A 26,465-nucleotide genomic window follows, 5' to 3' on the forward strand; every position below is an offset into this window, starting at 1 on the left:
CCGTCGGCGTCAGGCCGCCAGGGTCTTCATCCAGGAGAACAGGGGCGGCTGGGCCTCGCGGCCCATGCCGGACAAGGCTTCGCCCAGGCCCGTCTCCCGCGGCAGGACGCCGAAGCGCCGGCTGAAGGCGCGGCTGAACGCGCTCTGGCTGGAGAACCCGGTGGCGTAGGCCACGGACGAGACGCGCGGCGTCCCGCCGGGGGCGGTGAGCAGGCGCATGGCGCGCAACAGGCGCCGCTCGCGGATGTAGGCGGCGACCCCGCCCTCGGCCTCGAACAGGCGGTAGAGCTTCGAGCGGGAGAGGCCGAACCGGGCGAGGATCGCCTGGGCATCCAGGGCCTCCGAGCCCAGTTCCGCCTCGATGAAGCGCCGGATCGCGATGCCGGTGAGCTGGTCCGCGGCACGGGCGGCGCCCTCCTCCGGCTGGAAGCAGGCGCTGCACAGGTGCGCGGCCGAACGGGCGAGGTGGTGGGCCTCATGGGCGCTCAAACCCCCGGCACAGGCGGCGAGCCCGGACAGGAAGGTGTGGAACAGCCGGCGCACCGGCGTGCCGCCGTAATCGAGGGACTGGCCGTGCAGGCCCTCGATCGTCGCGCCGTGCTCGGCCAGGAGCGCGCGGGGCAGCATGATGTTGGTGGCGCAGACGGCCTCCGCCTCGGTCACCACCGGCTGGGCCATGTCGAAGACGACCAGCTGCCACGGCTTCACCGCGGCGGCCCGGCGCCCATTCGCCACCCTGCTCTGCCCGACCGTGTAGAACTGCAGGAGGATGTGGTCGATGCCCTGCTGCGCGATCATGCGGGCGTTGCGCTCCAGGCGCTGGACCGGCGCCGAGACGCTGCCGAGCAGCACGGACCCGAAATGGTAGGTCGTCAGGCCGAAGCCCGCCGACAGGTCGGCATCGCGGGCGACCGTCACCGCGTAGATCGACGCCAGATGCTCCTCCCAGGCGCGCGCCCACCGGTCCGGATCGTCGGGAAAGCGGAACCGGTCGCACGGGATCGCGGCGGCCTGATCGTCGGACGCGGGATTTTCGGATGCGGGATCTCCCGGAGCGGACTTCTCGGACATCGCATCTCGTTCGAGGGTCGGCGCCGCGTCGAGGGCCGTCGTGGACTGGGGACGCCCGCCCGACTCGCCCAGCCCCGGCCTGTGTTGTGTCCGTACTTTCAAAGGGCAGGCTTAGACAAGCACAAGTTCGTCGAGAGGCCCGGCTCGTCGCGTCGCCATTGGAGGAGATGGCCTCTTTGCTAGGATTCGCCGGCCGGCCGGGCCCTCCGTGTCGAGGTCGATGCCGGGCAAGCGAGCCGGGGTCAGTCGTCCACAAGCTTTTCCCCGCCTGTGTCTTCTGCGACCGAGAGTCGTCGAGACCGTTCGGCCGGCATTTACGATATTGTCGAAGTCCGGTCGCGTTTCGGGAGCAATTCACATCGATGAAACGCTTCACACCGGAAGTGTCGTCAGCGTCGGACCCGCAGGCCACCAGGGAGGAACACGCGTGCTGAACCTGTTTCTCGTCCTGGCGATCCCCGCCTGGTTCACGATGCTCTATCCCGTGGTCCGGCGCAGGCTCGCGGCGGCGGTTCGCCCGCTCGATGCCCGGCTCGTGCTGCCGATGGTGCTGGTCTGCACCTTCGCGTTCATGCCCCTGGTCTTCACGGTGCCGCGGGAAGACGGAAACGCGGTGCTGGAGGAAGGACTGAGCGCCTCCAACATCATCACCCTGGTGCTCACCGGACTGACCGGCCTCTACCTGTTCGGAAAGATCGCCCTCGACCGGCGGGTGGCGCTGCTGCCCTTCGCGATGCCCTACCTGCCCTTCACCCTGATGATCGGCGTGAACACGCTGAGCGCCGCCTGGTCGATCGTGCCGCCCTACACCCTCTATCGCAGCGCCGAACTGTTCATCTTCTATCACGCCTCGATCGTGATCTTCGACCGGACCGACATCGAGCGGCGCTTCGCCGACCTCCTGGCGATCATCACCGTGGCCTGGCTCGTCGCCGTGCTGCCGATCATCCTGGACAGCCTGGCGCACGGCATCGTGTTCTCGGCCGCCAAGAACAACATGATGCCCTTCGTCTGCGCGATGCTGGGCTTCCTGGTGATCTTCCGGCCGCCCGAGCGCCGGCGCCGGACCTACCTCGCCCTCGCCCTCGCGGGCTTCGTCATCGCGGGCTCGGCGGCCAGCACCGGCGCCCTCGTCGCGGTGGGCCCGGCCCTGCTGATGTCCTCGCGCCACGCCGTCCTGCGCCGCCTCGGCATCGCGGGCGCCCTCCTGGCCATCGTGGGCTTCGTCCTGCTGATGCTCGACCTCGCGGCCTTCCCGGCGCTCCTCGACCTCCTGGCCACCCTCCTGCAGAAGCCCGCCATCGAGCTCGCCAACGGCACCGGGCGCTCGACCTTCTGGCCGACCTTCATCGCGGCGACCCAGGACCGGCTGGCCGGATCGGGCTTCTCGGCGGGCGACCGCTTCATTCAGCTCCTGATCCCCACCACCGCCCTGGCCGAGACCCTGGGGCGGGAGGACGTCTTCATCACCAGCTCGCACAACATGTTCCTCAGCGCCTGGGCCGGCACTGGGCTGATCGGCCTCGGCTTCGCCCTCGTGGTCCTGCTCACCACCCTGTCCTGGGGCATGAAGCTCGACCTCGGCGGGCGCCGCTTCGTGGCCGCCTCCGTGCTGATGCTGGTGCTCAACGGCATGACGACGCCGGGGATCTTCCAGGACTGGAACGTCAACGTCCTGGCGCTCGCGGGCCTGCTCGCCTTCATCCGCGTCCAGCTGCCGCCGGACGGGCGCGTGCCGGCCTATCCCCGCGCCCCGGCGCCCGCGCCGGTTGCGCGCCCGCCCGCCCCCGAGGCCGGCCTCCCGAGCACGTGGCGCATTTCATGAAACGCGCCCTCCACCCGGCGGCCTTCGGCGCGCGACGTGCCGAAATCAGCCGGATCGACCGACCGGGCCGGGACTCGGCGGACCGCGGTGTCCCAGGGCGGGACACGGGCGGCCCCGGGCCCCAGCCCTCGCCGATTGCGTAACGGAAAGCGTCCATGGCTGTCATCGAACGCGCCCCCCCTGCGATCCTGCAGCACCTCGGTGCCGGCACCGAGCCGTCGCGCGAGTCGCTGCCCTGGTTCCTGGACATGGGCGAGGTCGGCCGCATCCTGCGCCGCCGCTGGCCGACCGTGATCCTGCCGATCCTCGTCCTCCTGGGCCTGGCGGCGGGCTACCTCGCCCTGCCCGCCCAGTACGCCGCGACGGTCCAGCTCCTCATCGACCCGCGCGGCCTCGCCGTGCTGAAGGATGAGGCCAACCCGCAGGGCCAGGCCAACGAATCCACCCTGCTCCTCGTGGACAGCCAGCTCCGGGTGCTGCAGTCGGACGACGTCCTGCGCAAGGTCGTGGCCACGCAGCACCTCGCCACCGACCCGGACTTCGTGGAGCCCGGCGCCCTCGACCGCTTCCGCGCCTGGGTGGGGCACCTCTTCGGGCGCCCCGCCGAGCCCGAGGCCGACCCCGCCCTGACCGCCCTGCGGGCCCTGCGCGACCGGATGTCGGCCCGGCGCCTGGAGCGCAGCTTCGCGGTCGACGTCTCGGTCTCGTCCAACGACCGCGAGAAATCCGCCCGCCTCGCCCAGAGCATCGCCGAGACCTATCTCGCCACCGAGATCGGCACCCGCTCCGAGGCGATCCGCCGGGCGCGGGAGGGGCTGAACAGCCGCCTCGGCGAATTGCGCGACGGCGTCCAGCAGGCCGAGACCGCGGCCCAGGCCTTCCGCACAAAGAACAACCTCGTGGGCACGCGCACCCAGCTCGTCAGTGAGCAGCAGCTCGGCCAGCTCAGCGACCAGCTCGGCGCCGCCCGTGCCAAGGCTGCCGAGCAGCAGGCGAAGCTGCGCCAGATCGAGGGCGCCGCCGGCGGCGACCCGGCCAAGCTCGACTCGATCCAGGAGGTGTTGCAGTCGCAGACCATCGGGCAGCTGCGGAGCCAGCTCGCCCAGGCCGAGCGCCAGCGCGCCGACGCGGCCCTCAGCCTCGGCGAGCGTCACCCGGCGATGAACGCCTCCGACGTGCAGGTGCGTAGCGCCCGCAACCAGATCGACGCCGAGGTGAAGCGCATCGGCGCGGCCATCCGCAACGAGTACCGCGCCAGCCTCGCCAACGTCACCGAGCTCTCGCAGGCCCTGGAGAAGCGCAAGGCCGAGGCCCTGAAGGTCGGCGACAGCTTCGTGAAGCTGCGCGAGCTGGAGCGCCAGGTCGAGGCCCGGCGCGGGGTCTACGAGGCCTTCCTGGTGCGCACCCGCGAATTGCAGGAGCAGCAGCAGCTCGACACCTCCACCTCGCGCATCATCTCGCCGGCCCTGCCGCCGACCCGGCGCCAGGGGCCGCCCGCCGCCCTCGTCCTCGCGGCCGCCCTCGTGGCGGGCCTCGGCCTCGGGGTCGGCGGCAGCCTGATGGCCGAGCAGTTCAGCGGGCGCATCCGGTCGCGCACCCGCCTCGAAGCCCGGACCCAGCGCCTCGTCCTCGGGCTCCTGCCGACCCTGCCGCGCGGGGCCCGCAACGGGACGGACCGCCTGGGCAGCGGGCCCTACGAGGTCGCCATCACCCGCCTGCGCAACCGCCTGCGGCGCGACCTGCCGGCCAAGCGCCCGCACGTGATCGTGGTCACCTCCGCCGACGACGTCGCCGGCCGCTCGATGCTCGCCCTCGACTACGCCGCCTCGGCCGCCCAGGAGAACGAGCGCGTCCTCCTGGTCGACGCCTCCGCCGACGGCACCGTGACCCGAGAGGTCGGGCTGCCGCCCCGGCGGGGCGGGGCCCCGGTTCCGGGCCGATCCGACCTCTCCGACGTGCTGGTGCGCCACCGCTCGGGCCTCGCCCTCATCCCGCAGGACGGCCAGACCGCGCGCAGCGACCTGCGCCACTACGTCGACAGCATCCTGGGCACCCAGGACGCTTACGACCTCGTGGTGATCCATGTGGGCCTGATCGGGGCCGACGCCATCGCCGAGCGCCTGGCGGCCGATCCCCGGGTCACGGCGGTGCTCGTCACCGTCCGGCACGGACAGAGCCGCTATTCCACCCTCGACCGGGCGCTCGCGGCCATCGGCCCGCGCCCCTTCGTGGGCCTCGTGCTCACCGGGGCCGAGGCGCTCGACTGAGGCGCCGGAACACCCCCGTCAGGCGGGGGTGTCGGCGCCGAGGTGCCGGTCGAAATAGCCGATCGTGTGCATCAGCCCCTCGCGCAGCGACACGGTCGGCTCCCAGTCGAGGAGCGCCTTGGCCTGGGCGATGTCGGGCCGGCGCTGGCGCGGATCGTCGGCGGGCAGCGGGCGGGCGACGATGCGCGAGCGCGAGCCCGTCAGCGCGATCACCAGCTCGGCGAGCGCGCGGATCGAGAACTCGCCCGGATTGCCGAGGTTGATCGGGCCCGTCACGGCGGGGCCGGTCGCCATCAGGCGCAGGACGCCGTCGATGAGGTCGTCGACGTAGCAGAAGGCCCGGGTCTGCGAGCCGTCGCCGTAGAGCGTGATGTCCTCGTTGCGCAGGGCCTGGACCACGAGGTTCGACACCACCCGCCCGTCGTTCGGGTGCATGCGCGGGCCGTAGGTGTTGAAGATCCGCGCCACCTTGATCGAGAGCTTGTGCTGTCGGTGGTAGTCGAAGAACAGCGTCTCGGCGCAGCGCTTGCCCTCGTCGTAGCAGGAGCGATGCCCGATCGGGTTGACCCGGCCCCAATACTCCTCCGGCTGCGGGTGCACCTCGGGGTCGCCGTAGACCTCGCTGGTCGAGGCCTGGAAGATCTTGATCTTCAGGCGCTTGGCCAGCCCCAGCATGTTGATCGCCCCGATGACGCTGGTCTTGGCCGTCTGCACCGGATCGAACTGGTAGTGCACAGGCGAGGCGGGACAGGCGAGATTGTAGATCTCGTCCACCTCGACGTAGAGCGGAAAGGTCACGTCGTGGCGCATGAACTCGAAGCGGGGATTGTCGAGCAGCGACGCGATGTTGCCGCGGGACCCGGTGAAGAGGTTGTCGACGCAGAGCACCTCGTGGCCCTGCTCCAGCAGGCGCTCGCAGAGGTGGGAGCCCAGGAAGCCCGCCCCGCCGGTGACCAGCACCGTCTTCGTCTCGCCGTATCGCATGCCGGATCCGAACCGCCTCGCATTGCAGGATGATGCCGTCGTGGTCGCCGGGGTCCGGCGCGCGCGACCCGAAGGCGCAGCGGGGCCGCGATCATGGGGCGTCCGCCACCGTATCGACCCGCGCGACCGATGTCTCCGCGGCGAACGCGGCCGCGCAGGCCCCGATGCGTCCCGGCCGGAGACCGACCGGGGGCCGCCCGCGGTTCGGGGCTATCGTTCCGCCGGGGACGGAGGAGAGGGGGCGAGCCGCGCGTCGCGGTCCAGCCGCGTGAGATCCGCCTGCCGCACCACCGCGCCCGCCGCGTCGAGCACCGTGCCGAAGCGCGCTGCACCCTGTGCGGGGGCGTCGGCGGGCAGGCGCAGGCCGTCCGGGCCACGATTGCCGGACCGGACCTGCTCGTCAGCCCGGGCGCCGTCGGCGAACCGGAACGGGTCGCTGTCCAGGAAGACGTTCCCGGTCAGGCTGTTGCGCGCCGCCGCCGGATCGTCCTGGAGGATCGTGGCCAGGCCGGGATAGCGGGCGCGCCAGAGCTTGGAGCCGACCGGCATCGCCGCGAAGGCCGCCCGCAGCTCCGATTGCGGGTCGGCGATCGCGTCCCGGGCCCAGGTCCGGCCGCGGGCATCGACGTGAATGGCCGGGCTCGAGTCCACGAACAGGTTGTCGACGACGCGGTTATCGCGGCCGCCGCCGAGGAAGACGGGCTGGTCGACCCGGACGAACAGGTTGTCCCGCACGGTGACGCCGCTCGCCATGTCGTCGAGATAGACGCCCTTGATCTCGAAGCCCGGCGCGGCGCGGATGTCGTGCAGGTAGTTGTGCTCGATCACCGTGCCGCGGGCGGTCCAGTCCCGGCCGGAATAGATCGCGCCGCTGTCCGTCGAGCCGGACAGGACCCGGGCGATCTCGTTCCAGGCGACCCGGTGGTCGTTGCCGCGCAAGTGGATGGCGTACTCGTCGGTGTCGTGGATGTAGTTGCCCTCCACCACCTGGCCCACGCCGTCGAGGGTGATCGCCGGGCTCTGGGTCCGTGCCACCTGGGCGTAGTCGCGGATCCGGCAATCCCGCACGAAGAGCCCGGCCGGGGTCAGGCTGGCCCGGTCCCCGCCCGACAGGCGCAGGGCGCCGATACCCGTTTCCGCCACGTTGCTGCGCTCGAGGCCGCTGGCGGTCGCGCGCGCGATCGACAGGGCCCGGCCGGGGGTCCGGCGCAGATTCACGCCGGACAGGACGACGTCGGTCGCGTCCGCGACCCGGACGAGGTCGCCGCGCGCCTGTTCGAGGGTCAGCCCTTCGAGACGCAGGTGCGACGCGCCCTCCACCGCCAGCAAGGTGTCGGTCACCGCCACCTCCGGCGCGGCGGCGGGATCGCGCGGCCAGACCAGGAGGACGCCCCAGCCCACGTCCCGCCACCATTCGCCGGGCGCATCGAGTTCGGCGAGCGCGTGGACGATGCGGTAGCGGGCGCCCCGGGCGATGCCCTCATAGGGCCGATCCCCGAGGGTCAGGCGCTTGGCCGCTCCATCGAGGCCGACCACCGGAAAGGTCTCGAACAGCCAGTCCCAGTGCCAGTAGCCCTCGGCCCACAGGTCGGGCTCGCCGCGCCAGCCGGCCGCGCGGCCGTCCGAGGTGGTGAAGCCGGCCGCGTCGTCGGAGGCGGCCGCCACCTTCGCCCAGCCGGCATTCGGCCAGCGCGCCGGCCAGAGCGCCCCGGCCCCGTCGAAGACGGCGAGGTTCACCCGGGCGTCGCGCTGCGCGAGGGTGCGGGGTTCCTGGATACGGGATTCGAGGCCGGCCGCCGCCGGCAGCCGATAGGCGCGGACCTGGGCCCGGGCGGATGGGGGCAGGCGCGCGAGGAGATCGGCGGGAATGCCGCCGGGGGCGAACTGCAGGGGAATGGAGCCGACGAGGCGGCTGGTGCCGTCCGGGCTGCCGCGCACCACCAGGGGGGCGGCGGCCGTGCCGCCATCCTCGGGACCGAACCGGACAGGCTCGGCGAGACGGTGCAGGCCCGGTGCGAAGGCGATCTCGATCGCGCGACGCGGATCGGATCGGCGCCAAGCCTTCTGCCAAGTGCGGCGCAGGGCCAGGGCTTCCGGCAGGGTGGCGACGACGGCGTGACCGACGGCGCGCTTCGGAGCGGCTGCGCCGGACTGGGGATCGACCGTGATGACGACGGGCTCGGCCGCGTGGGCCACGCGCGGGGTCGCGGAGAGGAGGATAGCCGCGAGGCCGGCCCGGAGACGGGACGCGACGGCGTTCCGTCGCTTGCCCGCGTTCCGACGGGTCCACGTGCGCTTGGCCGAAGTCCGGTTGCCTCGCTCCAAGCGGCGCCCCTTGATTCACCGGCACCCCGACGACGGGATGTCGGTCAGGGCGCCTCGGTGATCTTAGGCGGTCGGGTAGGAGAACACACCCACCGACTTGTGGAACTGCACGGTCTCGCGCACCCGGTGGCGGCGGGCCTTGTCGAGCAGGCGGCTGTCCAGGCGGTCGCCGCCGATATCGGCGAACTGCTGGTCGGTCAGATCGGCGATCTGGCGCGCCGAGGCGTTCTCCTTCCAGGAGGAACGGATGTGGTTGAGGATCGCGTGTACCATGGGAGTCTGGGTCCGAAACGGTTCGTGCCACGGGGTCTGTCGCCCCATCGCCATGGCCCTGATGTAGGCGTCGCCGCAGCGCAGCACGAGGGCTGAGGCGGCCGGTCTGCTATGCAGGATGGACATGAAAAGGGCAGGGATTGCCTAAGCCCTGGGCAAACCGATCCTAAATCCCTCTTGACGCTGGGTTTCTTCGGCCTGACGCCAAACCCGCCCAACGCCCCCTGCCCAAGGCTCCGGCAAAGCCAGCACCGCCCGTGTGCGGTGCAGCACGGATGTCCCGGAACTGGACACCGTCTGCCGGCGAGCCCCCCTACTCGGCGGCCGCCTCGTAGGGCTGCGCGGCCAGGCCGTCGGCGAGGAAGCCGCCGGACTGGCGCTGCCACAGGCGCGCATAGAGTCCCCCACCGGCGATCAGCTCGGCATGGGTGCCCTCCTCGATGACCCGTCCGGAATCGAGGACGATGAGGCGGTCGAGGGCCGCGATGGTCGAGAGCCGGTGGGCGATGGCCAGCACCGTCTTGCCCTCCATTAGGGTGTCGAGGCTCTCCTGGATCGCCGCCTCCACCTGCGAATCGAGGGCCGAAGTCGCCTCGTCGAGGATCAGGATCGGCGCATCCTTGAGGATCACCCGCGCGATGGCGATGCGCTGGCGCTGGCCGCCCGAGAGCTTCACGCCGCGCTCGCCCACCTGGGCGTCGTAGCCGGTGCGGCCCTTGTGGTCGACGAGATCGCGGATGAACGTGTCGGCCTGAGCCAGCCGCGCGGCGCGCTCGACCTCGGCCTGGGTGGCGTCGGGGCGGCCATACGCGATGTTGTCGCGGATGGAGCGGTGCAGCAGCGAGGTGTCCTGGGTCACCATGGCGACGGCGCTGCGCAGGGACCCCTGGGTTACGCCGGCGATGTCCTGGCCGTCCACCAGGATACGCCCGCTTTCGAGGTCGTGCAGGCGCAGCAGGAGGGCGGTGATCGTGGTCTTGCCGGCGCCGCTGACGCCGACGAGGCCGACCTTCTCGCCCGGCCGGATGTGCAGGTTCAGGCCCTCGATGATCGCGGCGTCGTCGCGGCCGTAATGGAAGCTGACGTTCTCGAAGCGGATGTCGCCGCCCGTCACCGCCAGGGTCCCGGCATCGGGCCGGTCGGTGATGGCGTGCGGACGGGCGATCGTCTGCATGCTCTCCTGGATGACGCCGACATTCTCGAAGATGCCCCGCACGGTCTGCATCACCCAGCCCGACATCGCCATCAGGCGCAGGACCAGGGCGAGCCCAGCCGAGGCCTCGCCGGTGGTCATGCCGCCGCGCTGCCACAGGATCACGCAGACGCCGGCGGTGGCGAGGATCAGCAGGCTGTTGAGGAGGCCGAGCAGGGTCGTGGTGCTGCTCAGCAGGCGGAACTGGTGCAGGTAGGCTTTGGTGTGGACGTCGACGGCGTCGCGCACCGCCGCACGCTCCTCGCGGTCGCGGGCGAAGAGCTTCACCGTCAGGATGTTGGTGTAGCTGTCGACGATGCGCCCGATCAGGGCCGAGCGGGTGTCGGCGGTGAGCAGCGAGCGGGACCGGGCCCGGGGCACGAACCAGCGGGTCAGGGCGGCGTAGGCCGCGATCCAGAGCACCACCGGCAGGGCGAGCCACAGGGAGATCGAGCCGAACAGGCCGACCGCCGTGACCGCGTAGATTGCGACGTAGAGCAGCGTGTCGATGAAGACGACGGCGAGTTCGCGTACCGCCGGGCCCACCTGCACCACCCGGTTGGCGAGGCGCCCGGCGAAATCCGCCTGGAAGTACGAGAGCGAGTGACCGAGGGTGTAGAGGTGCGTGCGCCAGCGGATCTGGTTCGTCGCCTGCGGCACGATGAGCTGGTTCGAGAGGATCTCGTGCAGCCAGATCGTGATGGGGCGCACCACCAGCAGGAGGCCGGCCGCCAGCATCAGGCCGGTGCCGTGCTCCTGCCACAGGGTGGCGCGGTCGGCCTTGTTCAGGAGGTCGATGAACCAGCCCATGAGCAGGTAGAGGGAGGCCTCCACCGACCCGGCCAGCACCGCCACCACGAACAGGATCGCCAGGGCGCCGCGGATCGGCCGGAGGTAGAAGCCCGCGAAGCCGAGGACGGATTTCGGCGGCATGCGGCCGTCGTCGAACGGCGCGAAGGTGTCGATCCGGCGCTCGAGCCAATCGAGAAACATGAGACCATCCGGTTGCTGCAGCGCACGCTTAACTATGCCGCCTTGACCGCCTGCCAACCGGGGGGCGATGCCGCACGGACCCGCCCGCCCCCATCCTGAGACGCCGCCGATGCTCCGCCTCGCCCTCTACCAGCCCGACATCCCGCAGAACACCGGCACCCTCCTGCGTCTCGCCGCCTGCCTCGGAGCCGCCGTCGAGATCATCGAGCCCGCCGGCTTCGACGTCTCCGACCGGCACCTTCGCCGCGCGGGCCTCGACTACCTCGACCGCGTCGCCGTCACCCGCCACCGCTCCTGGGACGCGTTCTCGGAGTGGCGCCGGGCGGAGACCATCCGCCTCGTCCTCGCCACCACGCAGGGCGCCCTGCCCTACACCGACTTCGCCTACCGGGACGGCGACTGCCTGCTGATGGGCCGGGAATCGGCCGGCGTACCCGAGGCCGTCCACGCCACGGCGGATGCCCGGGTGGTGGTGCCGATCCGGGCCGACCTGCGCTCGCTGAACGTCGCGGTCTGCGCCGCGATGATCCCGGGCGAGGCCCTGCGCCAGACCGGCGGCTTCCCACGGTCGGATTGAACGCTGTGCAATCGCGCACTTGAACAGTGTTCAAACCATGCGACAACCGGGGGGTGAACCGCAACCACCCACCCGGAGCCCGACGATGCTCAGACTGTTTCGCACCCTCGCCCGCGGCGCCGCCGCCCGCGCCGAAGAAGACCTGTTCGACCGCAACGCCCTCCTCATCCTCGACCAGCAGATCCGCGAGACCCGCGCCGCCCTGGAGCGAAGCCGCCAGGCGCTGGCGGCTTCGGTGGCCGGCGACCGGGCCGAGGAGCGCCGCCTCGCCGAGGTCGAGGCCCGCGCCACCGACCTCGAGACCCGCGCCGTGGCGGCACTCCAGTCCGGGCGCGATGACCTGGCGTCGGAGGCCGCCGAGGCGATCGCCGAACTGGAGGCCGAGCGCGACGCCATCCGCGCCGCCCGCGGCCGCTTCGCCGCCGAACTCGTCCGCATCCGCGCGGCGGTCGCCGACGCCACCCGGCGCCAGGCGGACCTCGAACGGGGCCGGCGCCTCGCCGCCGCGGCCGAGACGGCCCGCCGCCTGCGGGTGAGCCCGGCGCCGCAGGACCGGGCCACCCTCAAGGAAGCCGAGGCGACGCTGGCGCGCCTGCGCAGTCTCCAGGCCGAGGCCGACGACACCGAGGCGGCCCTGCGCGAGGCCGAGCCCGGCGCCGACCTCGCCGAGCGGATGGCGCGCGCCGGCTTCGGCCCGAGCTCCCGCCCGGCCCCGTCCGCGATCCTCGACCGCCTGCGCGCCCGGGCCGAGGCGCCCCGCCAGCCGGCCGCCTGATTGCCGCGCTGCGGCTGCGCAAGCGGGCCCCTCCCCCCTCTGCGGAGCAGGCGGGAGAGGGGACGACCTCTCCGAACAGCGCGCTCCCCTCTCGCGGGACTTCGTCCCGGCCCGACCCGCTTCGCGGGCCACCCTCTCCCGCAAGGGGGAGAGGGAATGCGCGGCGAGCTTCATCGCCAGGCCCACCTTCCGAAATCACCCCAACCCGAGGAAAATCCCCATGACCAACGAGACCACGCAGCATTCCGGCGCCTGGGTCGCCTTCACCTACGCCTCGTTCCTCGGCTCCGCCGCCATGGTGGGCCTCGGTATCCTGTTCATGCCCATCGACATCTGGATCAAGGGCTACCTCGCCATGGGCACGATCATGCTCGTGCAGTCCTGCATCACCGCTACCAAGACCATCCGCGACGTCCACGAGGGCCGGCGCATGGTCAACCGGATCGAGGACGCCAAGACCGAGCGGCTGCTGATGTCCGTCAAGGATTGAGCGCCGCGCCCCGACCGCCGCCCGGCGAATTGACGGCCGGGCGGCGGGATGGGACATCCCCCGGCATGACCATGCCCGAATCCTCCGTCCCCCCGCTGCCCGAGGCCGAGCGCGACGCCGTGAAGGCCGAGGCGACGGCCTGGTTCACCACCCTGCGCGACCGGATCGTCGCCGCTTTCGAAACCCTCGAGGCGGAGGCGACTGGGCCGTTCCATCCTGACGCCCCGGCCGAGCCCGGCACCTTCGTGAAGACGCCCTGGCAGCGCACCGACCACACCGGCGCGCCCGGCGGCGGCGGCACCATGGCGATGATCAAGGGCCGGGTCTTCGAGAAGGCGGGCGTCCACGTCTCGGCCGTGCACGGCGAGTTCGCCCCGGAGTTCCGCGCCCAGATGCCGGGGGCGGCCGAGGACCCGCGCTTCTTCGCCACCGGGATCTCGCTGATCGCGCATCCCTGGAACCCGAACGTGCCGACCGTGCACATGAACACCCGCTTCGTGGTGACCACGAAGACGTGGTTCGGCGGCGGCGCCGACCTGACCCCCGTGCTCGACCGGCGCCGCACCCAGGACGACCCGGATTCCCTGACCTTCCACGCGGCCATGCGGGAGGCCTGCGACGCCCACGCGCCCGCCGCCGACTACGCCCGCTACAAGGCCTGGTGCGAGGAGTACTTCCACCTCAAGCACCGCAACGAGCCGCGCGGCATCGGCGGAATCTTCTACGACTATCACTGGACCGGCGACCCCAAGGCCGATCTCGCCTTCACCCGCGACGTGGGCGGGGCCTTCCTCAAGGCCTACCCGGCCATCGTGCGCGCCAACCTGGCCACGCCCTGGACCGAGGAGGACCGGCTGGAGCAGCAGGTCCGGCGCGGACGCTACGTGGAATTCAACCTGCTCTACGACCGCGGCACGATCTTCGGCCTGAAGACCGGCGGCAACGTCGCCTCGATCCTGTCGTCGCTGCCCCCCACGGTGCGCTGGCCGTGAGCGCTCCGGCCGCCCCTCCGGCGGACGTCACCGAGACCAACCGGGCGGTGGCGCGCATGCTGGCGGCGGCCCTGGGCGGCGTGCCCTCCGTCGCCCGGCACGCCGACGAGACGGGTCGCAGCCACGTCGACATCCTGACCTGCCGCGACGCCCCGCGCCCCGGCCTCACCGCCTGCGCCACGGTGACCCTGGCCAACCACCCGCTCTACCAAGACGGCGTCGAATTCCCCGGGCGCTGCGAGATCCTGGGTGTGAGCACCGACCCGGACGTGGCGCGGATGGTGGCGGCCTGCGCCTTCCAGGTCATCGACGGGCGCTGGTTCCTGGCCCCCGGCATCGTCTTTCCCGGCCTGCTCACGGGCCTCTCGGCGAGCCTCGCGCACGTCCTGTTCGTGCCGCCGGCCCTGTTCGAGGCCCGGCTGGAGGCACCGGCCACCGCAGACGCGGCGCTGGCCTTCCTCCAGGCGGTGCCGATCTCGGAGGCCGAGTACGCCTTCGCGCAGGAATCCGGGGGCGATGCCCTGGAGGACCTGTTCGCCGCGCGCGGTACCGACCTCTTCGACCTGCAGCGGCCCTCGGTGCTCTGATGGCCGATGCCCCCCTGCCGACCCGCTTCGCCCCGCAGCAGGACGCGGCCCTGAAGGCGATTTCCGACTGGCGCAAGTCCGGCGGCCAGCAGGTCTTCCGCCTCTTCGGCTACGCCGGCACCGGCAAGACCACCCTCGCCCGGCGCATCGCCGACGACGTCGAGGGCACGGTGGTGTTCGGCGCCTTCACGGGCAAGGCCGCCTCGGTGATGCGCCAGAAGGGCTGCCACGACGCCGCGACGATCCACAGCCTGATCTACCGCACCAAGGAGACCGAGGAAGGCGGCCCGGCCTTCACCCTGAACCGCACCGGGCCGGTCTCGAAGGCCGAGCTCATCGTCATCGACGAGTGCTCGATGGTCGATTCGGATCTTGGCAACGACCTCCTCTCCTTCGACCGGCCGGTGCTGGTGCTCGGCGACCCGGCGCAGCTGCCGCCGGTACGCGGGGGCGGCTTCTTCACCGAAGCCGAGCCCGACGTGATGCTCACCGACGTCCACCGGCAGGCGGCCGACGACCCCATCGTCCGCATGGCGATGACGGTACGCGAGGGCGGGCGCCTCACCCTCGGCGACTACGGCGAGAGCCGCATCGTCTCGCGCCGGTCCATCGACCCGGCCGTGGTGCTGCAGGCCGACCAGGTGCTGGTGGGCATGAACAAGACCCGGCGGCTCTACAACAACCGCCTGCGGGAGCTCGCCGGCCACACCGACCCGATGCCAGCGGTGGGCGAGAAGCTCGTCTGCCTGCGCAACGACCGGACCAAGGGCCTCCTCAACGGCTCCACCTGGACGGTGCATGCGCAGCGTTCGTCACCGCGCTCCGACACGGTGCGCCTCGACGTCGTGCCCGAGGACGACCCGGCCCTGCGCCGCCGCCCGGTGGACATCAAGGTCCTCAAGGCCGTGATGTCGGGCTCCGAGGAGGAGATCCCGGCCTTCCTGAAGCGCGAGACCGACGAGTTCACCTACGGCTACGCCCTCACGGTCCACAAGGCGCAGGGCTCGCAATGGGACGACGTCGTGCTGTTCGACGAGTCCTTCGCCTTCCGCGAGCACCGGGCGCGCTGGCTCTATACCGGCCTGACCCGGGCGGCGAAGCGGATCACCGTCGTGGTCTAGAGGGGCTTGCGTGGCCCCCGGCGGCTTGCGCGTTGCCGGCCCCTCGGGGACAACGAAGGCGTGCGCGGGGGGGGGGGAGAGATTCGCATGGCCTTGACCGGACGATGCCGCTGCGGCGCCATCCAATACGTGGCCGCGGGCGAGCCGAGCCACAGCGCCCTGTGCCACTACACCGATTGCCGGCGGTCCTCGGGCGCACCCGCGGTGGGGTTCGCGCTGTTCCCGGACGAGCGGATCACGATCACCGGCACCCCGACCGCCTACGAATCCTCGCCCGGCGTGCTCCGCGAATTCTGCGGGACCTGCGGCACCAACCTGTTCTACCGCAACGCGGCGGTCTTCCCGGGCCAGGTCGACCTCCACACCGCGACCCTGGACGATCCCGACGCCCTGCCCCCGTCGATCCGCATCCAGGTCGCGGACGCGCCCGAATGGTTCGGCCGGTTCGACGCGCTGCCGGCCTTTCCGCGCTATCCCGGATAGGCCGAGACCCCGGCGGCGCTTGGAGCGAACCCCGCGAGCACCTACGTGAGCGGTTCTCCCACCCGAACCGGAGCCTGTCTTGTCCCATTCCGAAGCGAGCGGTCCGCCGCAGATGCACGCCACCACGATCCTCATGGTCCGCAAGGGCGGCCGGGTGGTGATCGGCGGCGACGGGCAGGTCAGCCTCGGCCAGACCATCGTCAAAGGCAATGCCCGCAAGGTCCGGCGCCTGGCCAAGGGCACGGTGATCGGCGGCTTCGCGGGAGCCACCGCCGACGCCTTCACGCTGTTTGAGCGGCTGGAGGCCAAGCTCGAACAGTATCCGGGGCAGCTGACCCGGGCCTGCGTCGAGCTGACCAAGGACTGGCGCACCGACCGCTACCTGCGCCGCCTGGAGGCGATGATGCTGGTGGCCGACAAGGAGGTCAGCCTGCTGCTCTCGGGCGCGGGCGACGTGCTGGAGCCGGAAAGCGGCGTGATGGCGATCGGCTCGGGCGGGAACTACGCCCTGTCGGCTGCCCGCGCCCTCGAAGACAGCAGTCATGACGCAGAAGAGATCGTTCGCCGGGCCATGCGGATCGCCGCCGAGATCTGCGTCTACACGAATGACAGCCTCGTGATCGAGACCTTGGAAACGTCTGAAAGCTGACCGAGCTCAGATCCGTTAACCGAAGTTTTCGAGACACTGCTTAAGAGCTTGAATGAAAGCTCGTGACGGGATCTCGGACATGACGATCAAGGCGAAGATACTGATGTTCGTCCTGGCCTGCGGGGCGATCGCCCTGGTGGTCGCGGGCGTCGGGATCGGCACCCTTTCGGCCTTCAACGCCGCGATGGTCGAGTCCCGGCAGGCGGCCCGCCGGGCCCTCGACGCGGCCAACGTCAACCGGCTCGTGAGCAACGTCGTCCTCGAATCCCGCGGCGTCTACGCCGCCAAGGACACGGCCGACGCGCAGAAATACGCCGACCGGATGCGGCAGAACCTGACGGCGATGAACGACCTCCTCGCCGCCCTGGGCCGGCGGGTGCCCGAGGCGGAGCGCGCGCAGTTCGAGCGGGTCGTGCAGGGGGCCGCCACCTTCACCAGCCTGCGCCAGGAGATCGCCCGGGCGGGAACCGCGGTCGCCCCGAAGGCGGCGGCGGATCTCGGCTTCAACGAGGCCAACCGCGCCAACCGCCAGGCCTTCCAGGATTCCATCGACGCCCTGGTGGCCGGCGGCCAGGCCCAGGTCACCGCCATCGATGCCGCGACCGACGCCCTCTACGACAGCCGCCTGACCCTGCTGATCGCCCTTGCGGCCGGCGGCACCCTGGCGAGCCTCGTGCTCGGCATCCTGATCGGGCACCGGCAGATCGCCGCGCCCCTCGCCCGGGTCGCCGCGGCGATCCGGCGCCTGTCGGAGGGCCAGCTCGACCTGCCGGCCGTCAAGCCGGGGCGCGACGAGATCGGCGCCATCTGGGCCAGCATGCAGGTCTTCGCCCGCTCCATGCGGGAGGCCGAGACCCTGCGGGCGACGCAGGACGAGGCTGCCGGGCTCGCCTCGACCCGCCGCCGCACCGATCGGACCGAGCTGGCCGACCGCTTCCAGGGCAGCGTGGGCGCCCTCGTGGGCGACCTCTCCGATGCCGCCGCCGCCATGGAGGAGACCGCCCGCTCGATGTCGGCCCAGGCCGAGCGCACCAACCGGCAATCGGCCGCGGTGATGCGCGCCGCCCAGGAGACGGCGCAGAACGTCCAGGCCGTGGCCGCCGCCACGGAGGAACTCGCCGCCACCGCCAACGAGATCGGGCAGCAGGTCGGCCAGACCTCGGCGGCGGCCGCCAACGCCGTCGAGAGCAGCCGCCAGACCAACGCCCGCGTCGAGGCCCTTGCCGAGGGCGCCGCCCGCATCGGCGACGTCGTCGCCCTGATCTCGAACATCGCCGGCCAGACCAACCTGCTGGCGCTCAACGCCACGATCGAGGCGGCGCGGGCCGGCGAGGCGGGCCGGGGCTTCGCCGTGGTCGCCACCGAGGTGAAGACCCTCGCGGCCCAGACCGCCAAGGCCACCGACGAGATCACGGCGCAGATCGGCATGATCCAGGCCGCCACCCGCGAGACCGTCGAGGCGATCCGCGAGATCGGCACGACCATCGGCAGCGTGCACAGCATCGCCCTCGGCGTCGCGGCGGCGGTGGAGGAGCAGCAGGTCGCCACGCAGGAAATCGCCCGCAGCGTCAGCGACGCCGCCCGCGGCACCCATGACGTCACCGAGACGATGGCCGAGGTCCAGGGCGCGGCGGTGGAGGTGGGCGCCGGGGCGGCGCAGGTTCTCGCCTCGGCGGCGGAGCTCGCCCGCCGCTCCAGCGCTCTCGACGGCGAGGTCACGCACTTCGTGGGGTCGATCCGCGCCGCCTGAGACACGGGACCGTCTGGAAAGGGCGGGGCGGCGCGCTTAAGTCGGGGACGTGCGCCGCCCAGCCCCCTGTCCCGCCCGACGCGGCATCGCCCTCGCCCTGCGCGGGGCGACCCACCGCGAGGTTCCGTCGTGATCACCGCCGACCACCTCCGCCGCGCCGTGGCCGAGGGCATCATCACCGAGATCCAGGCCGCCTCCCTCGATCGCCTGGCGCGGGCGAACCCGGGGCCGGACACCGGCCTCGACGCGCCGCGCGACGACGAGCGCCTGCGCTTCGTCTCGGGCTTCGCCGACATCTTCGTCACACTTGGGCTGTTCCTGTTCCTCGGCGCCTGCGCGCATTTCGGCCTGTCGGCCCTCGGCCCGGCGCCCGGCTACGCCCTGATCGCCGCCCTCGCCTGGGGGCTCGCCGAATTCTTCACCCGCCGGCGCCGCATGGCTCTGCCCAGCATCGTTCTGCTGGTCCTCTTCGCCCTCGCGGTGCAGTCGTCGGCGGCCTTCGGACTCGCCGGCGCGGGGACGACAGGGGCGAGCTGGCCAACCCTGTTCGACCTGATGGCGACCGACCGCCTGGGCCCAGGCCCGCTGATCGGCAGCGGGCTGGCGACCCTCGGGCTGGTGACCCTGCATTACCGGCGCTTCGCCGTGCCGATCACCGTGGCGGCGGGCGCGGCCGCCCTCTGCGCCGTGCTGCTCGGCCTCCTGCTCGTCGTGGCGCCGGACCTGACCCTGGCGGCGCGCAACGCCCTGTTCATCGTCGCCGGCCTCGGCGTCTTCGCCCTGGCGATGCGCTTCGACCTGTCCGACCCGGCCCGCGTCACCCGGCGCACCGACATCGCCTTCTGGCTGCATCTCCTGGCCGCCCCCCTGATCGTGCATCCGATCCTCGGCACCCTGACGGCCGGCGGCGGACAGGCCGCGACCCTCGGCGTGCTGGCGATCGTGCTCGGCCTCGCGGGCATCGCGCTCGCGGTGGACCGGCGCGCGCTGCTGGTCTCGGGCCTCGTCTATGCCGGGATCGCCCTCGGCTCCCTGGTCCGGGAGGCCGGGTTCGCCGGCAGCACGATCCCGCTGAGCCTCCTCACCCTCGGGGCCTTCATCCTGGCGCTCAGCGCCGGGTGGCACCCGTTGCGCGCCGCCCTGCTGCGCGCCCTCCCCCGCCCCCTGGCAGCCCGGCTGCCGCATCCGATCGGAGCGTGATGACCACCTTCTCTCCCCGCGAGATCGTCTCGGAACTCGACCGCTTCATCGTCGGGCAGGCCGACGCCAAGCGCGCGGTCGCCATCGCGCTGCGCAACCGCTGGCGCCGGCAGCAGCTCACCGGCCCCTTGCGCGAGGAGGTCGCGCCGAAGAACATCCTCATGATCGGGCCGACGGGCTGCGGGAAGACGGAGATCGCCCGCCGCCTCGCACGCCTCGCCGGAGCGCCGTTCCTCAAGATCGAGGCCACCAAGTTCACCGAGGTCGGTTATGTCGGCCGCGACGTGGAGCAGATCGTGCGCGACCTCGTGGAGGTCGGCATCGGCCTCAAGCGCGAGGAGAAGCGCCGCTCGGTGAAGGCCAAGGCCGAGGCGGCGGCGGAAGCCCGCATCCTCGACGCCCTGGTGGGCCCGACCGCGGGCCAGGCCACCCGCGACAGCTTCCGCAAGAAGCTGCGGGCGGGCGAGCTCGACGACAAGGAGGTCGAACTCGAGCTCTCCGGCGGGGCGCCGGGCGGCCTGCCGATGTTCGACATCCCCGGCATGCCGGGCGCGTCCATGGGCGCGGTCAATCTCGGCGACATGCTCGGCAAGGCCCTCGGCGGCCAGAAGGGCAAGCCGCGCCGGATGACGGTGACGGACGCCTACGCCCCCCTGCTGGCGGAGGAATCCGACAAGCTGGTCGACGCCGAATCCCTGACGCAGGAGGCGATCCGCGAGGTCGAGGACAACGGCATCGTCTTCCTCGACGAGATCGACAAGATCTGCGCCCGCGAGGGCCGGTCCTCGGCCGACGTCTCGCGCGAGGGCGTGCAGCGCGATCTGCTGCCCCTGATCGAAGGCACCACCGTGGCGACGAAGCACGGGCCGGTGAAGACCGACCACATCCTGTTCATCGCCAGCGGCGCCTTCCACGTCTCGAAGCCCTCCGACCTGCTGCCGGAGCTGCAGGGCCGCCTGCCGATCCGCGTCGAGCTGCAGCCGCTCACCGTCGAGGATTTCCGCCAGATCCTGACCTCGACGGAGGCGAGCCTGCTGAAGCAGACCGTGGCGCTGATGCAGACCGAGGGCGTCACCCTCGAATTCAGCGAGGACGCGGTGGACGCCCTGGCCCGCGTCGCCGTGGACGTGAACAACTCGGTGGAGAACATCGGGGCCCGCCGGCTCCAGACCGTGCTGGAGCGCGTCATCGACGAGATCTCCTTCACGGCCACCGACCGGTCGGGCGAGACCGTGCCGATCGACGCCGCCTACGTCCGGTCGCGGGTGGAGAGCCTGGCGGCGAACGCGGATCTGAGCCGGTTCATTCTGTAGGTCGGGTCGCCGCCCGGACCGCAGACGCGGCCCGGCGGCGCCGGAGGGTCCCGGACCTGCCCCGGGGTGCGTTGCGCCTGTGGACCGGGCCGGCTGGTGGGGCGCCCGTCACGGGATGGCCGGCGGCCTTCGTCTCCGCGAGGCGCCGAAGGCGGGCCCCGGATGAATCGCCGTGACGGGGTGCCCAGCCGCGTCGGTGGCCCCGGACCGCGTCAGGCTTCCCAGACCTGGCCCGGCCGCATGGCGAGGAAGCGCTCCGGGGCGAGGCCCTGCGCGGCGCAGGCTTCCGCCAAGGCGTCCACCGGCTGCTCGATGCCCTCGTCGGTGAGCTGGAAGGTCCCCCAGTGGTGGCCGAGCATCTGGTCGGCCCCGAGGAGCAGCCCCGCCTCGACGGCCTCGCCCGGGTCCATGTGCTGGTCCTTCATGAACCAGCGCGGCTCGTAGGCCCCGATCGGCAGGGTGGCGAGGCGCGGCGGCCCGAAGCGGGCGCGGGCTTCCCGGAAGGTCGCCCCGTCGCGGAGGCCCGTGTCGCCCGAGTGGTAGTGCACGCCCGCCGGGGTCGTGAGGACGAAGGAGCACCACAGGGCCATGCGCCGGTCGTTGAGGCCGCGGGCCGACCAGTGATGGGCGGGGGTGACGTGGAGGGTCAGGCCGCCGCCGAGATCCACCGACTCGCCCCAGTCGCGGGTCTCCACGTGCATGGTGTCGTCGTAGGCGCGCAGGATCGCCTCGTTGCCGAGCGGCGCCAGGACCAGTGGCTGATGCGCCTGCCAGATCCGCGCGACCGTCGCCCCGTCGAGATGGTCGTAGTGGTTGTGGGTGATCAGCACCGCGTCGATCGGGGGCAGGTCGGCGAAGGCGATCCCCGGCGGGTTCACCCGCTTGGGGCCGGCGAATGCCACCGGGCTCGCCCGGCGGGCATAGACGGGATCCACCAGGATGTTGCGGCCGGCGACCTGGAACAGGTAGCTCGCATGCCCGATCAGGGTGACGCGCAGGCCCGAGACCCGCTCCGGCGGCACCTCGGCGGCGTAGGGGCTTGGGTGGAAGGCCGGCCAGGCCTGGCGCAGGGGGCTGTCGACCCCGCGCCGGGAGCGCCAGCGGGCGATGTCGGCCAGCGTCTTGTCCGGCGGCTGGTCCGGGCTGTGGAAGCGGACCCCGTCGAAATGGTCGCTGCGCGGCCCGCGATAGTAGGGATTGCGCCCGCGCTTGTGGGCGGCATAGCCGACCCCGCCGAGCGTCATCACCGTGGCGGCGCTCAACGCCTTGATCAGACTGTGCCGTTTCATGGATCCGAGATGGCGGCTGCGGCGCGCCGATCAAGCGCCGCGGCCACGCATCGCAGGTCGATGCGCGGGTGCCGGCCGATCACGAGCGCCAGCGCAGCTCCTGCGTGGCCAGGGGATTGGCGAAGGGCCGCCCCTCCCGGGCCGCCTGCAGGGCCTCGCGCTTGAGGCGGAAGTACCATTGCGACGGCAGGTCGCCCTGGCCGAACAGCACCATGGTCGGCTTGCGGTCGAGGCCGGCCTGGGCGTGCTGGAGCACCTGCTGGTCCTGGGTGAGGAACTGGCGCATCAGCGGCCGCGCCACGGGCTTGAGGAGATTCAGCGCCGGCATGTTCCAGTAGAGGGCGTTGGTGAGCATCGTCCGGTTCTGGGTCAGGGGCGTGGCGAAGGTGTAGTTCGCCACCCGCTTCGTCCCGGCCTCGATCCGCTCCAGCCGCACCCCCGGCAGGCGGAACTCGATCTCCACCGCGGGCACGCCGCCCAGGAGCCGGTAGACCGGCGAGCTCGTCGAGGTGGCGTGGCTCGTCATGGTGAAGCCGTGCGGGGTCGGCGTGAAGGTCTTCACCTTCTCCCTCAGCTCCTTCGAGGGCCGGAACCACCAGGAATCGTGCACGAAGGCGACGTGGCCGGGATCGACGAGACTGAGCGTCGTCAGGTCGAAGGAGGCCTCGACCACGAGTTCGACCACCAGGGAGCCGGCCGCCGTGAAGCCGAGGTCCGGCAGCGCCGCCGGGGGCGAGCCGGTCTCCGGCCCGAGATACGGATTGACCCAGGCGAAGCCCGCGCTCTCGCTGATGGGAAAGCGCTGCACCGCGATGCGCGTGAAATCGGCCGTGTCCGAGGCCGAGAGGGTCGGCACGTCGCGACAGCGCCCGTCGGTGCCGAAGCGCCAGCCGTGGAACGGACAGGTCAGTTCGCCGCCGTCGAAGCGGCCCTTCGACAGGGCCATGCCGCGATGGGGACAGCGGTCGCGCAGGGCGAAGGGGGCGCCGGAGGCCTCGCGGCCCAGGACGATCTGCTCGCCGTTGAGCTCCACGGCGCGCAGGGATCCCGCCTTCAGGGACTCGGACCGGCCGACGCAGTACCAGGCGTCGGGCAAGGGCTGGCGCATGGCGTCCGGGTCGAGCGCCGCCTCGTCGGGCGCCGGCATCCGCAGGGCTGTGGACATGGAGGGGAGCGGGTCCGTGGCCGGTGGGCGCGGACACGAGGTCGGTGCCGCGCCGCGCGAGGGGAAGGCCGGAACCTTTAGACCGCCGTCGGGGCCGAGGCCAGCCGCCCCCTGCGGCTTCGGGGACGCTCACCAAGGGAGCGGCGGATGGGCGCGGGCGCAGGCCTTTTCAAACCGAAAGGGGCTGACTAACTTCGGCTCACCCGCAACGAACGAAAGGAGGTGATCCAGTGTCTCATTGTCATCAGCCGCTCACCCCGGCCACCCGGACCTGGACCGTCGCCTCCGGCGCAGCCTTCTAGCGCTCGACGCGAACGTGAGAGTTCCGGCCGGACAAGAGCGGTTCGGCAATGGAAGGGCCGCCCCTCACGGGGCGGCCCTTCGCTGTTTCAGGGTGAGGGCGTCGGGGGCGCAGGCCTCAGAGGCCGTTGCGCTTCTGGAAGATGGGCTGCGCCAGCGCCTCGGCCCGGGCGGCCCAGAGGTCGCGCTCGCTGCGCATCTCTGAGAGCTGCGCGGCCTCGTCCGCGCTCCTGGCCCGGAGGTCGCGGACCTCCTTCTCGAGTTCGCCCTGGGACGCGCTGAGCCGGTCGCGCTCGCGGCGCGCCTCTTCGAACTCCTGCATCTCGGCTTCGACATGGGCGCGCAGGTTGCGCAGCTCGCGGGCGATGACGCCCTGGAGCGCGTCGTAGCGGTCGTTCTCGACCTTGAGCTTGGCCTTCAGCATGATGTTCTCGGCCATGAGGTCCGAGAGGTCGCCCTCGGCGGCCTCCGCCGGGGCGGGGGCCGGCGTCACGACCCGCGGCGTCCAGGTCTTGGTCGGCTCGGCGGCCCGGGCCTCGTCCGCCAGCGGGGCTGGAGCGACGGTCGGCTGCGGCTCGGCGCCCGCCGGATGGGTCGCGGCTTTCATCGCCGCCAGCCAATCGCGCAGCGGACCGGGCTGCGGACGGGTTGCCGTTTCGTACGGGGCGGGGTGACGGGCTGCTTCGGACATCGGCTGATCCTCGACTCTTGAGACGCATCCGATCAAAACATGCTTAACGAACCGTAAAGAGCCGCGACGTCAGGGTGTCGCCGGGGTCTCTCGAGGCCCCGCACGCAGACCTCGCCGTCGCGAAGGCCGTGCCCACGCAGTCCCTGTCCAGAAACGACGTCCTCCTCAAGGATCGCAGTGCCTATGACGCGCGAACATCCCGAAGCTCTCGAGTCCCCGCATCTCGCCGGCCTCCCGGGCATTCGGCACGCCTTCTTCACCCGGCGCGGCGGCGTCTCGGAGGGCATCTACGCCGCGCTCAACGGCGGCATCGGCTCGAACGATGCGCCCGACCACGTGGGCGAGAACCGCCGCCGCATGAGCCGTCACCTGGACGTCCCGGCGGACGCCCTCGTCAGCCTGTACCAGGTCCACTCGCCCGACGTGGTGGTGGTGGAGGGTCCGATCGCCCTGGCCGATCGCCCCAAGGCCGACGGGATGGTGACACGGGTCCCCGGCCTCGCCCTCGGGATCGCCACGGCCGATTGCGGGCCGATCCTGTTCGCCGATCCGGAGAACCGCGTCGTGGGGGCGGCGCATGCGGGCTGGAAGGGCGCCCTGGGCGGCGTGATCGACCGGACCCTCGCGGCGATGGAGGGCCTCGGCGCCGCGCGCGACCGCATCGTCGCGGTCCTCGGCCCGACGATCGCGCAGGCCTCCTACGAGGTCGGGCCCGACTTCATCGCGCGATTCCGGGCGGACGCCCCCGGCTTCGAGCGCTTCCTCGGTCCCGGAGCACGGGAGGCTCATGCTCAGTTCGACCTGCCGGGCTTCATCCTGGCGCGCCTCGCGCAGGCTGGGGTCACCCGGGCGAGCGATCTCGGGTGCTGCACCTACGCGGATCCCGACCGATTCTACAGCTATCGCCGGACCACCCATCGCGGCGAAGGGGATTATGGCCGCCTGATCTCCGCGATCGCGCTGTCCCCATAGGCTGCCCAGCCCCTGCGACAATTTGTCAAAGAGGGGTGAGGAAAAAAGCGTGGCCGTACGCGAACCTTGGCCATTGATGCGCGTTCGGTGTTCACGGAGTGGGTGAGAATGAGACGAGTACCGCCACAAAGGGGCCGCGTTCGCTGCGGCTGGCGTGATCGTAACGCAACAGCTTCTCGCACGCTGCTGGCTTAAAGACGGGGAACTGCAGCGGACGCCACCCGTAAGAGTGGCGCCGGTGCGTAACGGTTAGAGGACCAGATCATGAAATCCTTCCTTCGCAGCGCCACCGCGCTCGCCGGCATCGCGATCGCCGGCTCCGCCTTCGCCGCCGACCTCCCGCGTCGTCAGGCTCCCCCGCCGGTGTTCGTGCCGGTGCCGGTGTTCACCTGGACCGGCTTCTACGCCGGTTTCAACGCCGGTTACGGCTTCGACGCTTCCAGCAACAACCAGCCGACCGTCATCGGCGTGAACGGCGCCAGCACCCTGGTCCTGCCGGGCACCACCGCCGCCATCGCCTTCAGCAACGGCCAGAGCAACGACGGCTTCGTCGGCGGTGGTCAGGTCGGCTACAACTACCAGTTCACCCCGGGCTCCGGTGTCGTGATCGGTGTCGAGGCCGACGCCCAGTACGTCGACTTCGGTCGTGAGCGGAACCGCTTCTCGGCCACCGGCCCGCTGGCCGCCCAGCAGGTGTTCAACCCGGCCGGCGTCTCGGGCCTCGACTACTTCGGCACCGTCCGCGGTCGCCTCGGCTACGCCTTCGACCGCACCCTCGTGTACGGCACCGGCGGGCAGCCGTGACGACTTCCAGACCGGCTGGGCTGCCGGCGGCGGTATCGAGTACGCGCTCCCCACCGACTCGTTCCTGAACTTCTTCAAGTCCTCGGCCGTSACGCTGAAGATCGAAGGTCTGTACGTGAACCTCGACCGCGGCAACCGCAACAACGGTGTCTTCGCCGTCAACAATGCCGGCCAGGAAGTCAGCGTCACCAGCCCGGGCGTCGTGCTCGCCAGCGGCGGCCGCCAGGTGCGCGACACCGAGTTCGCCGTCGTCCGCGCCGGCCTGAACTACAAGTTCGGCTCCTACTAGGATCCGCTCCGGTCGCGTCCCCTACGGGGCGCGCCTCGACAGGAAAGCCCGGTCCGCAAGGCCGGGCTTTTCCGCGTTCTGCGCAGAT

The 26,465-nt window shown here is 71.6% G+C and carries 22 protein-coding genes and 1 pseudogene; 15 read left to right on the forward strand and 8 right to left on the reverse strand.

All coding sequences use genetic code 11. The annotated features are described in order from the left end of the window. Nucleotides 1–9 precede the first annotated feature (9 nt). A complete protein-coding gene (locus ASG63_RS04345) occupies nt 10–1,071 on the reverse strand; it encodes a helix-turn-helix domain-containing protein (protein ID WP_056212453.1) in 1,062 nt (353 codons plus the stop codon). A gap of 427 nt (nt 1,072–1,498) precedes the next feature. Between ASG63_RS04345 and ASG63_RS04350 the strand changes: the two genes are divergently transcribed. Together ASG63_RS04350 and ASG63_RS04355 are read left to right on the forward strand one after the other, a co-directional pair. Next, the gene (locus ASG63_RS04350; RefSeq protein WP_056212455.1) at nt 1,499–2,896 is read left to right on the forward strand and encodes an O-antigen ligase family protein; all 1,398 of its coding nucleotides are present in this window, start codon (nt 1,499–1,501) and stop codon (nt 2,894–2,896) included. A 155-nt stretch (nt 2,897–3,051) separates the two neighbouring features. Next, on the forward strand, nt 3,052–5,163 hold the full coding sequence (locus ASG63_RS04355) for a GumC family protein (RefSeq protein WP_056212457.1): 2,112 nt from the start codon (nt 3,052–3,054) through the stop codon (nt 5,161–5,163). An 18-nt stretch (nt 5,164–5,181) separates the two neighbouring features. Here ASG63_RS04355 and ASG63_RS04360 read toward each other — a convergent pair whose 3' ends face one another. From ASG63_RS04360 to ASG63_RS04380, 4 genes are all read right to left on the reverse strand, one after another. Continuing rightward, nucleotides 5,182–6,147: a UDP-glucuronic acid decarboxylase family protein gene (locus ASG63_RS04360; RefSeq protein ID WP_056212459.1), complete on the reverse strand. Its 966-nt coding sequence runs from the start codon at nt 6,145–6,147 to the stop codon at nt 5,182–5,184. Nucleotides 6,148–6,357: 210 nt separating this feature from the next. Further along, the gene (locus ASG63_RS04365) at nt 6,358–8,343 is read right to left on the reverse strand and encodes a right-handed parallel beta-helix repeat-containing protein (RefSeq protein ID WP_056212460.1); all 1,986 of its coding nucleotides are present in this window, start codon (nt 8,341–8,343) and stop codon (nt 6,358–6,360) included. 192 nt (nt 8,344–8,535) lie between these two features. Beyond that, entirely contained in the window at nt 8,536–8,745 is a 210-nt protein-coding gene (locus ASG63_RS04375; protein ID WP_056212464.1) for a hypothetical protein, read from the reverse strand. A 313-nt stretch (nt 8,746–9,058) separates the two neighbouring features. Further along, entirely contained in the window at nt 9,059–10,930 is a 1,872-nt protein-coding gene (locus ASG63_RS04380) for an ABC transporter ATP-binding protein (RefSeq protein ID WP_056212466.1), read from the reverse strand. Between the two features lie 109 nt (nt 10,931–11,039). Here ASG63_RS04380 and ASG63_RS04385 point away from each other — a divergent pair, with 109 nt between their 5' ends. The 11 genes from ASG63_RS04385 to hslU all read left to right on the forward strand — a co-directional run bounded on the left by ASG63_RS04385 (nt 11,040) and on the right by hslU (nt 20,867). After that, nucleotides 11,040–11,507, forward strand: a complete 468-nt coding sequence (locus tag ASG63_RS04385; RefSeq protein WP_056212468.1) for a tRNA (cytidine(34)-2'-O)-methyltransferase — start codon at nt 11,040–11,042, stop codon at nt 11,505–11,507. Between the two features lie 85 nt (nt 11,508–11,592). Beyond that, nucleotides 11,593–12,282: a PspA/IM30 family protein gene (locus ASG63_RS04390; RefSeq protein ID WP_056212469.1), complete on the forward strand. Its 690-nt coding sequence runs from the start codon at nt 11,593–11,595 to the stop codon at nt 12,280–12,282. A gap of 220 nt (nt 12,283–12,502) precedes the next feature. Then, nucleotides 12,503–12,772 carry a YiaA/YiaB family inner membrane protein gene (locus ASG63_RS04395; RefSeq protein ID WP_055948388.1) on the forward strand — a complete coding sequence of 90 codons (270 nt, stop codon included), beginning with the start codon at nt 12,503–12,505 and terminating at the stop codon, nt 12,770–12,772. Nucleotides 12,773–12,837: 65 nt separating this feature from the next. Further along, nucleotides 12,838–13,764, forward strand: a complete 927-nt coding sequence (gene hemF, locus ASG63_RS04400) for an oxygen-dependent coproporphyrinogen oxidase (RefSeq protein ID WP_056212471.1) — start codon at nt 12,838–12,840, stop codon at nt 13,762–13,764. Beyond that, a complete protein-coding gene (locus tag ASG63_RS04405) occupies nt 13,761–14,351 on the forward strand; it encodes a suppressor of fused domain protein (RefSeq protein ID WP_056212474.1) in 591 nt (196 codons plus the stop codon). The genes hemF and ASG63_RS04405 overlap by 4 nt, the downstream gene beginning before the upstream one ends. Further along, nucleotides 14,351–15,472 carry an ATP-dependent DNA helicase gene (locus ASG63_RS04410; RefSeq protein ID WP_056212477.1) on the forward strand — a complete coding sequence of 374 codons (1,122 nt, stop codon included), beginning with the start codon at nt 14,351–14,353 and terminating at the stop codon, nt 15,470–15,472. Before ASG63_RS04405 ends, ASG63_RS04410 begins: the two co-directional genes overlap by 1 nt. 87 nt (nt 15,473–15,559) lie before the next feature. Beyond that, nucleotides 15,560–15,955, forward strand: a complete 396-nt coding sequence (locus tag ASG63_RS04415; protein WP_056212479.1) for a GFA family protein — start codon at nt 15,560–15,562, stop codon at nt 15,953–15,955. A gap of 112 nt (nt 15,956–16,067) precedes the next feature. Continuing rightward, nucleotides 16,068–16,604, forward strand: a complete 537-nt coding sequence (gene hslV, locus ASG63_RS04420) for an ATP-dependent protease subunit HslV (RefSeq protein WP_156389583.1) — start codon at nt 16,068–16,070, stop codon at nt 16,602–16,604. Nucleotides 16,605–16,683: 79 nt separating this feature from the next. Then, on the forward strand, nt 16,684–18,354 hold the full coding sequence (locus tag ASG63_RS04425) for a methyl-accepting chemotaxis protein (RefSeq protein WP_056212483.1): 1,671 nt from the start codon (nt 16,684–16,686) through the stop codon (nt 18,352–18,354). Between the two features lie 129 nt (nt 18,355–18,483). Beyond that, on the forward strand, nt 18,484–19,554 hold the full coding sequence (locus tag ASG63_RS04430) for a hypothetical protein (RefSeq protein WP_056212485.1): 1,071 nt from the start codon (nt 18,484–18,486) through the stop codon (nt 19,552–19,554). After that, on the forward strand, nt 19,554–20,867 hold the full coding sequence (hslU, locus tag ASG63_RS04435; RefSeq protein ID WP_056212486.1) for an ATP-dependent protease ATPase subunit HslU: 1,314 nt from the start codon (nt 19,554–19,556) through the stop codon (nt 20,865–20,867). Before ASG63_RS04430 ends, hslU begins: the two co-directional genes overlap by 1 nt. 212 nt (nt 20,868–21,079) lie before the next feature. On the opposite strand, the gene ASG63_RS04440 is transcribed toward hslU, so the two are convergent. The 3 genes from ASG63_RS04440 to ASG63_RS04450 form a co-directional block, all read right to left on the reverse strand. After that, nucleotides 21,080–22,156, reverse strand: a complete 1,077-nt coding sequence (locus ASG63_RS04440; RefSeq protein ID WP_056212488.1) for an MBL fold metallo-hydrolase — start codon at nt 22,154–22,156, stop codon at nt 21,080–21,082. Between the two features lie 79 nt (nt 22,157–22,235). Then, nucleotides 22,236–23,321, reverse strand: a complete 1,086-nt coding sequence (locus tag ASG63_RS04445; RefSeq protein WP_056212490.1) for an aromatic ring-hydroxylating oxygenase subunit alpha — start codon at nt 23,319–23,321, stop codon at nt 22,236–22,238. 418 nt (nt 23,322–23,739) lie between these two features. Continuing rightward, nucleotides 23,740–24,312, reverse strand: coding sequence for a hypothetical protein (locus tag ASG63_RS04450; RefSeq protein ID WP_082487640.1), 573 nt, complete (start codon nt 24,310–24,312; stop codon nt 23,740–23,742). 183 nt (nt 24,313–24,495) lie between these two features. Here ASG63_RS04450 and pgeF point away from each other — a divergent pair, with 183 nt between their 5' ends. Both pgeF and ASG63_RS04460 read left to right on the forward strand, forming a co-directional pair. After that, a complete protein-coding gene (pgeF, locus tag ASG63_RS04455; protein WP_056212492.1) occupies nt 24,496–25,284 on the forward strand; it encodes a peptidoglycan editing factor PgeF in 789 nt (262 codons plus the stop codon). 264 nt (nt 25,285–25,548) lie between these two features. Beyond that, nucleotides 25,549–26,377, forward strand: a pseudogene (locus ASG63_RS04460) (outer membrane protein). Nucleotides 26,378–26,465: the final 88 nt, after the last annotated feature.

The organism is Methylobacterium sp. Leaf94 (assembly GCF_001426045.1).
Lineage (GTDB): Bacteria > Pseudomonadota > Alphaproteobacteria > Rhizobiales > Beijerinckiaceae > Methylobacterium.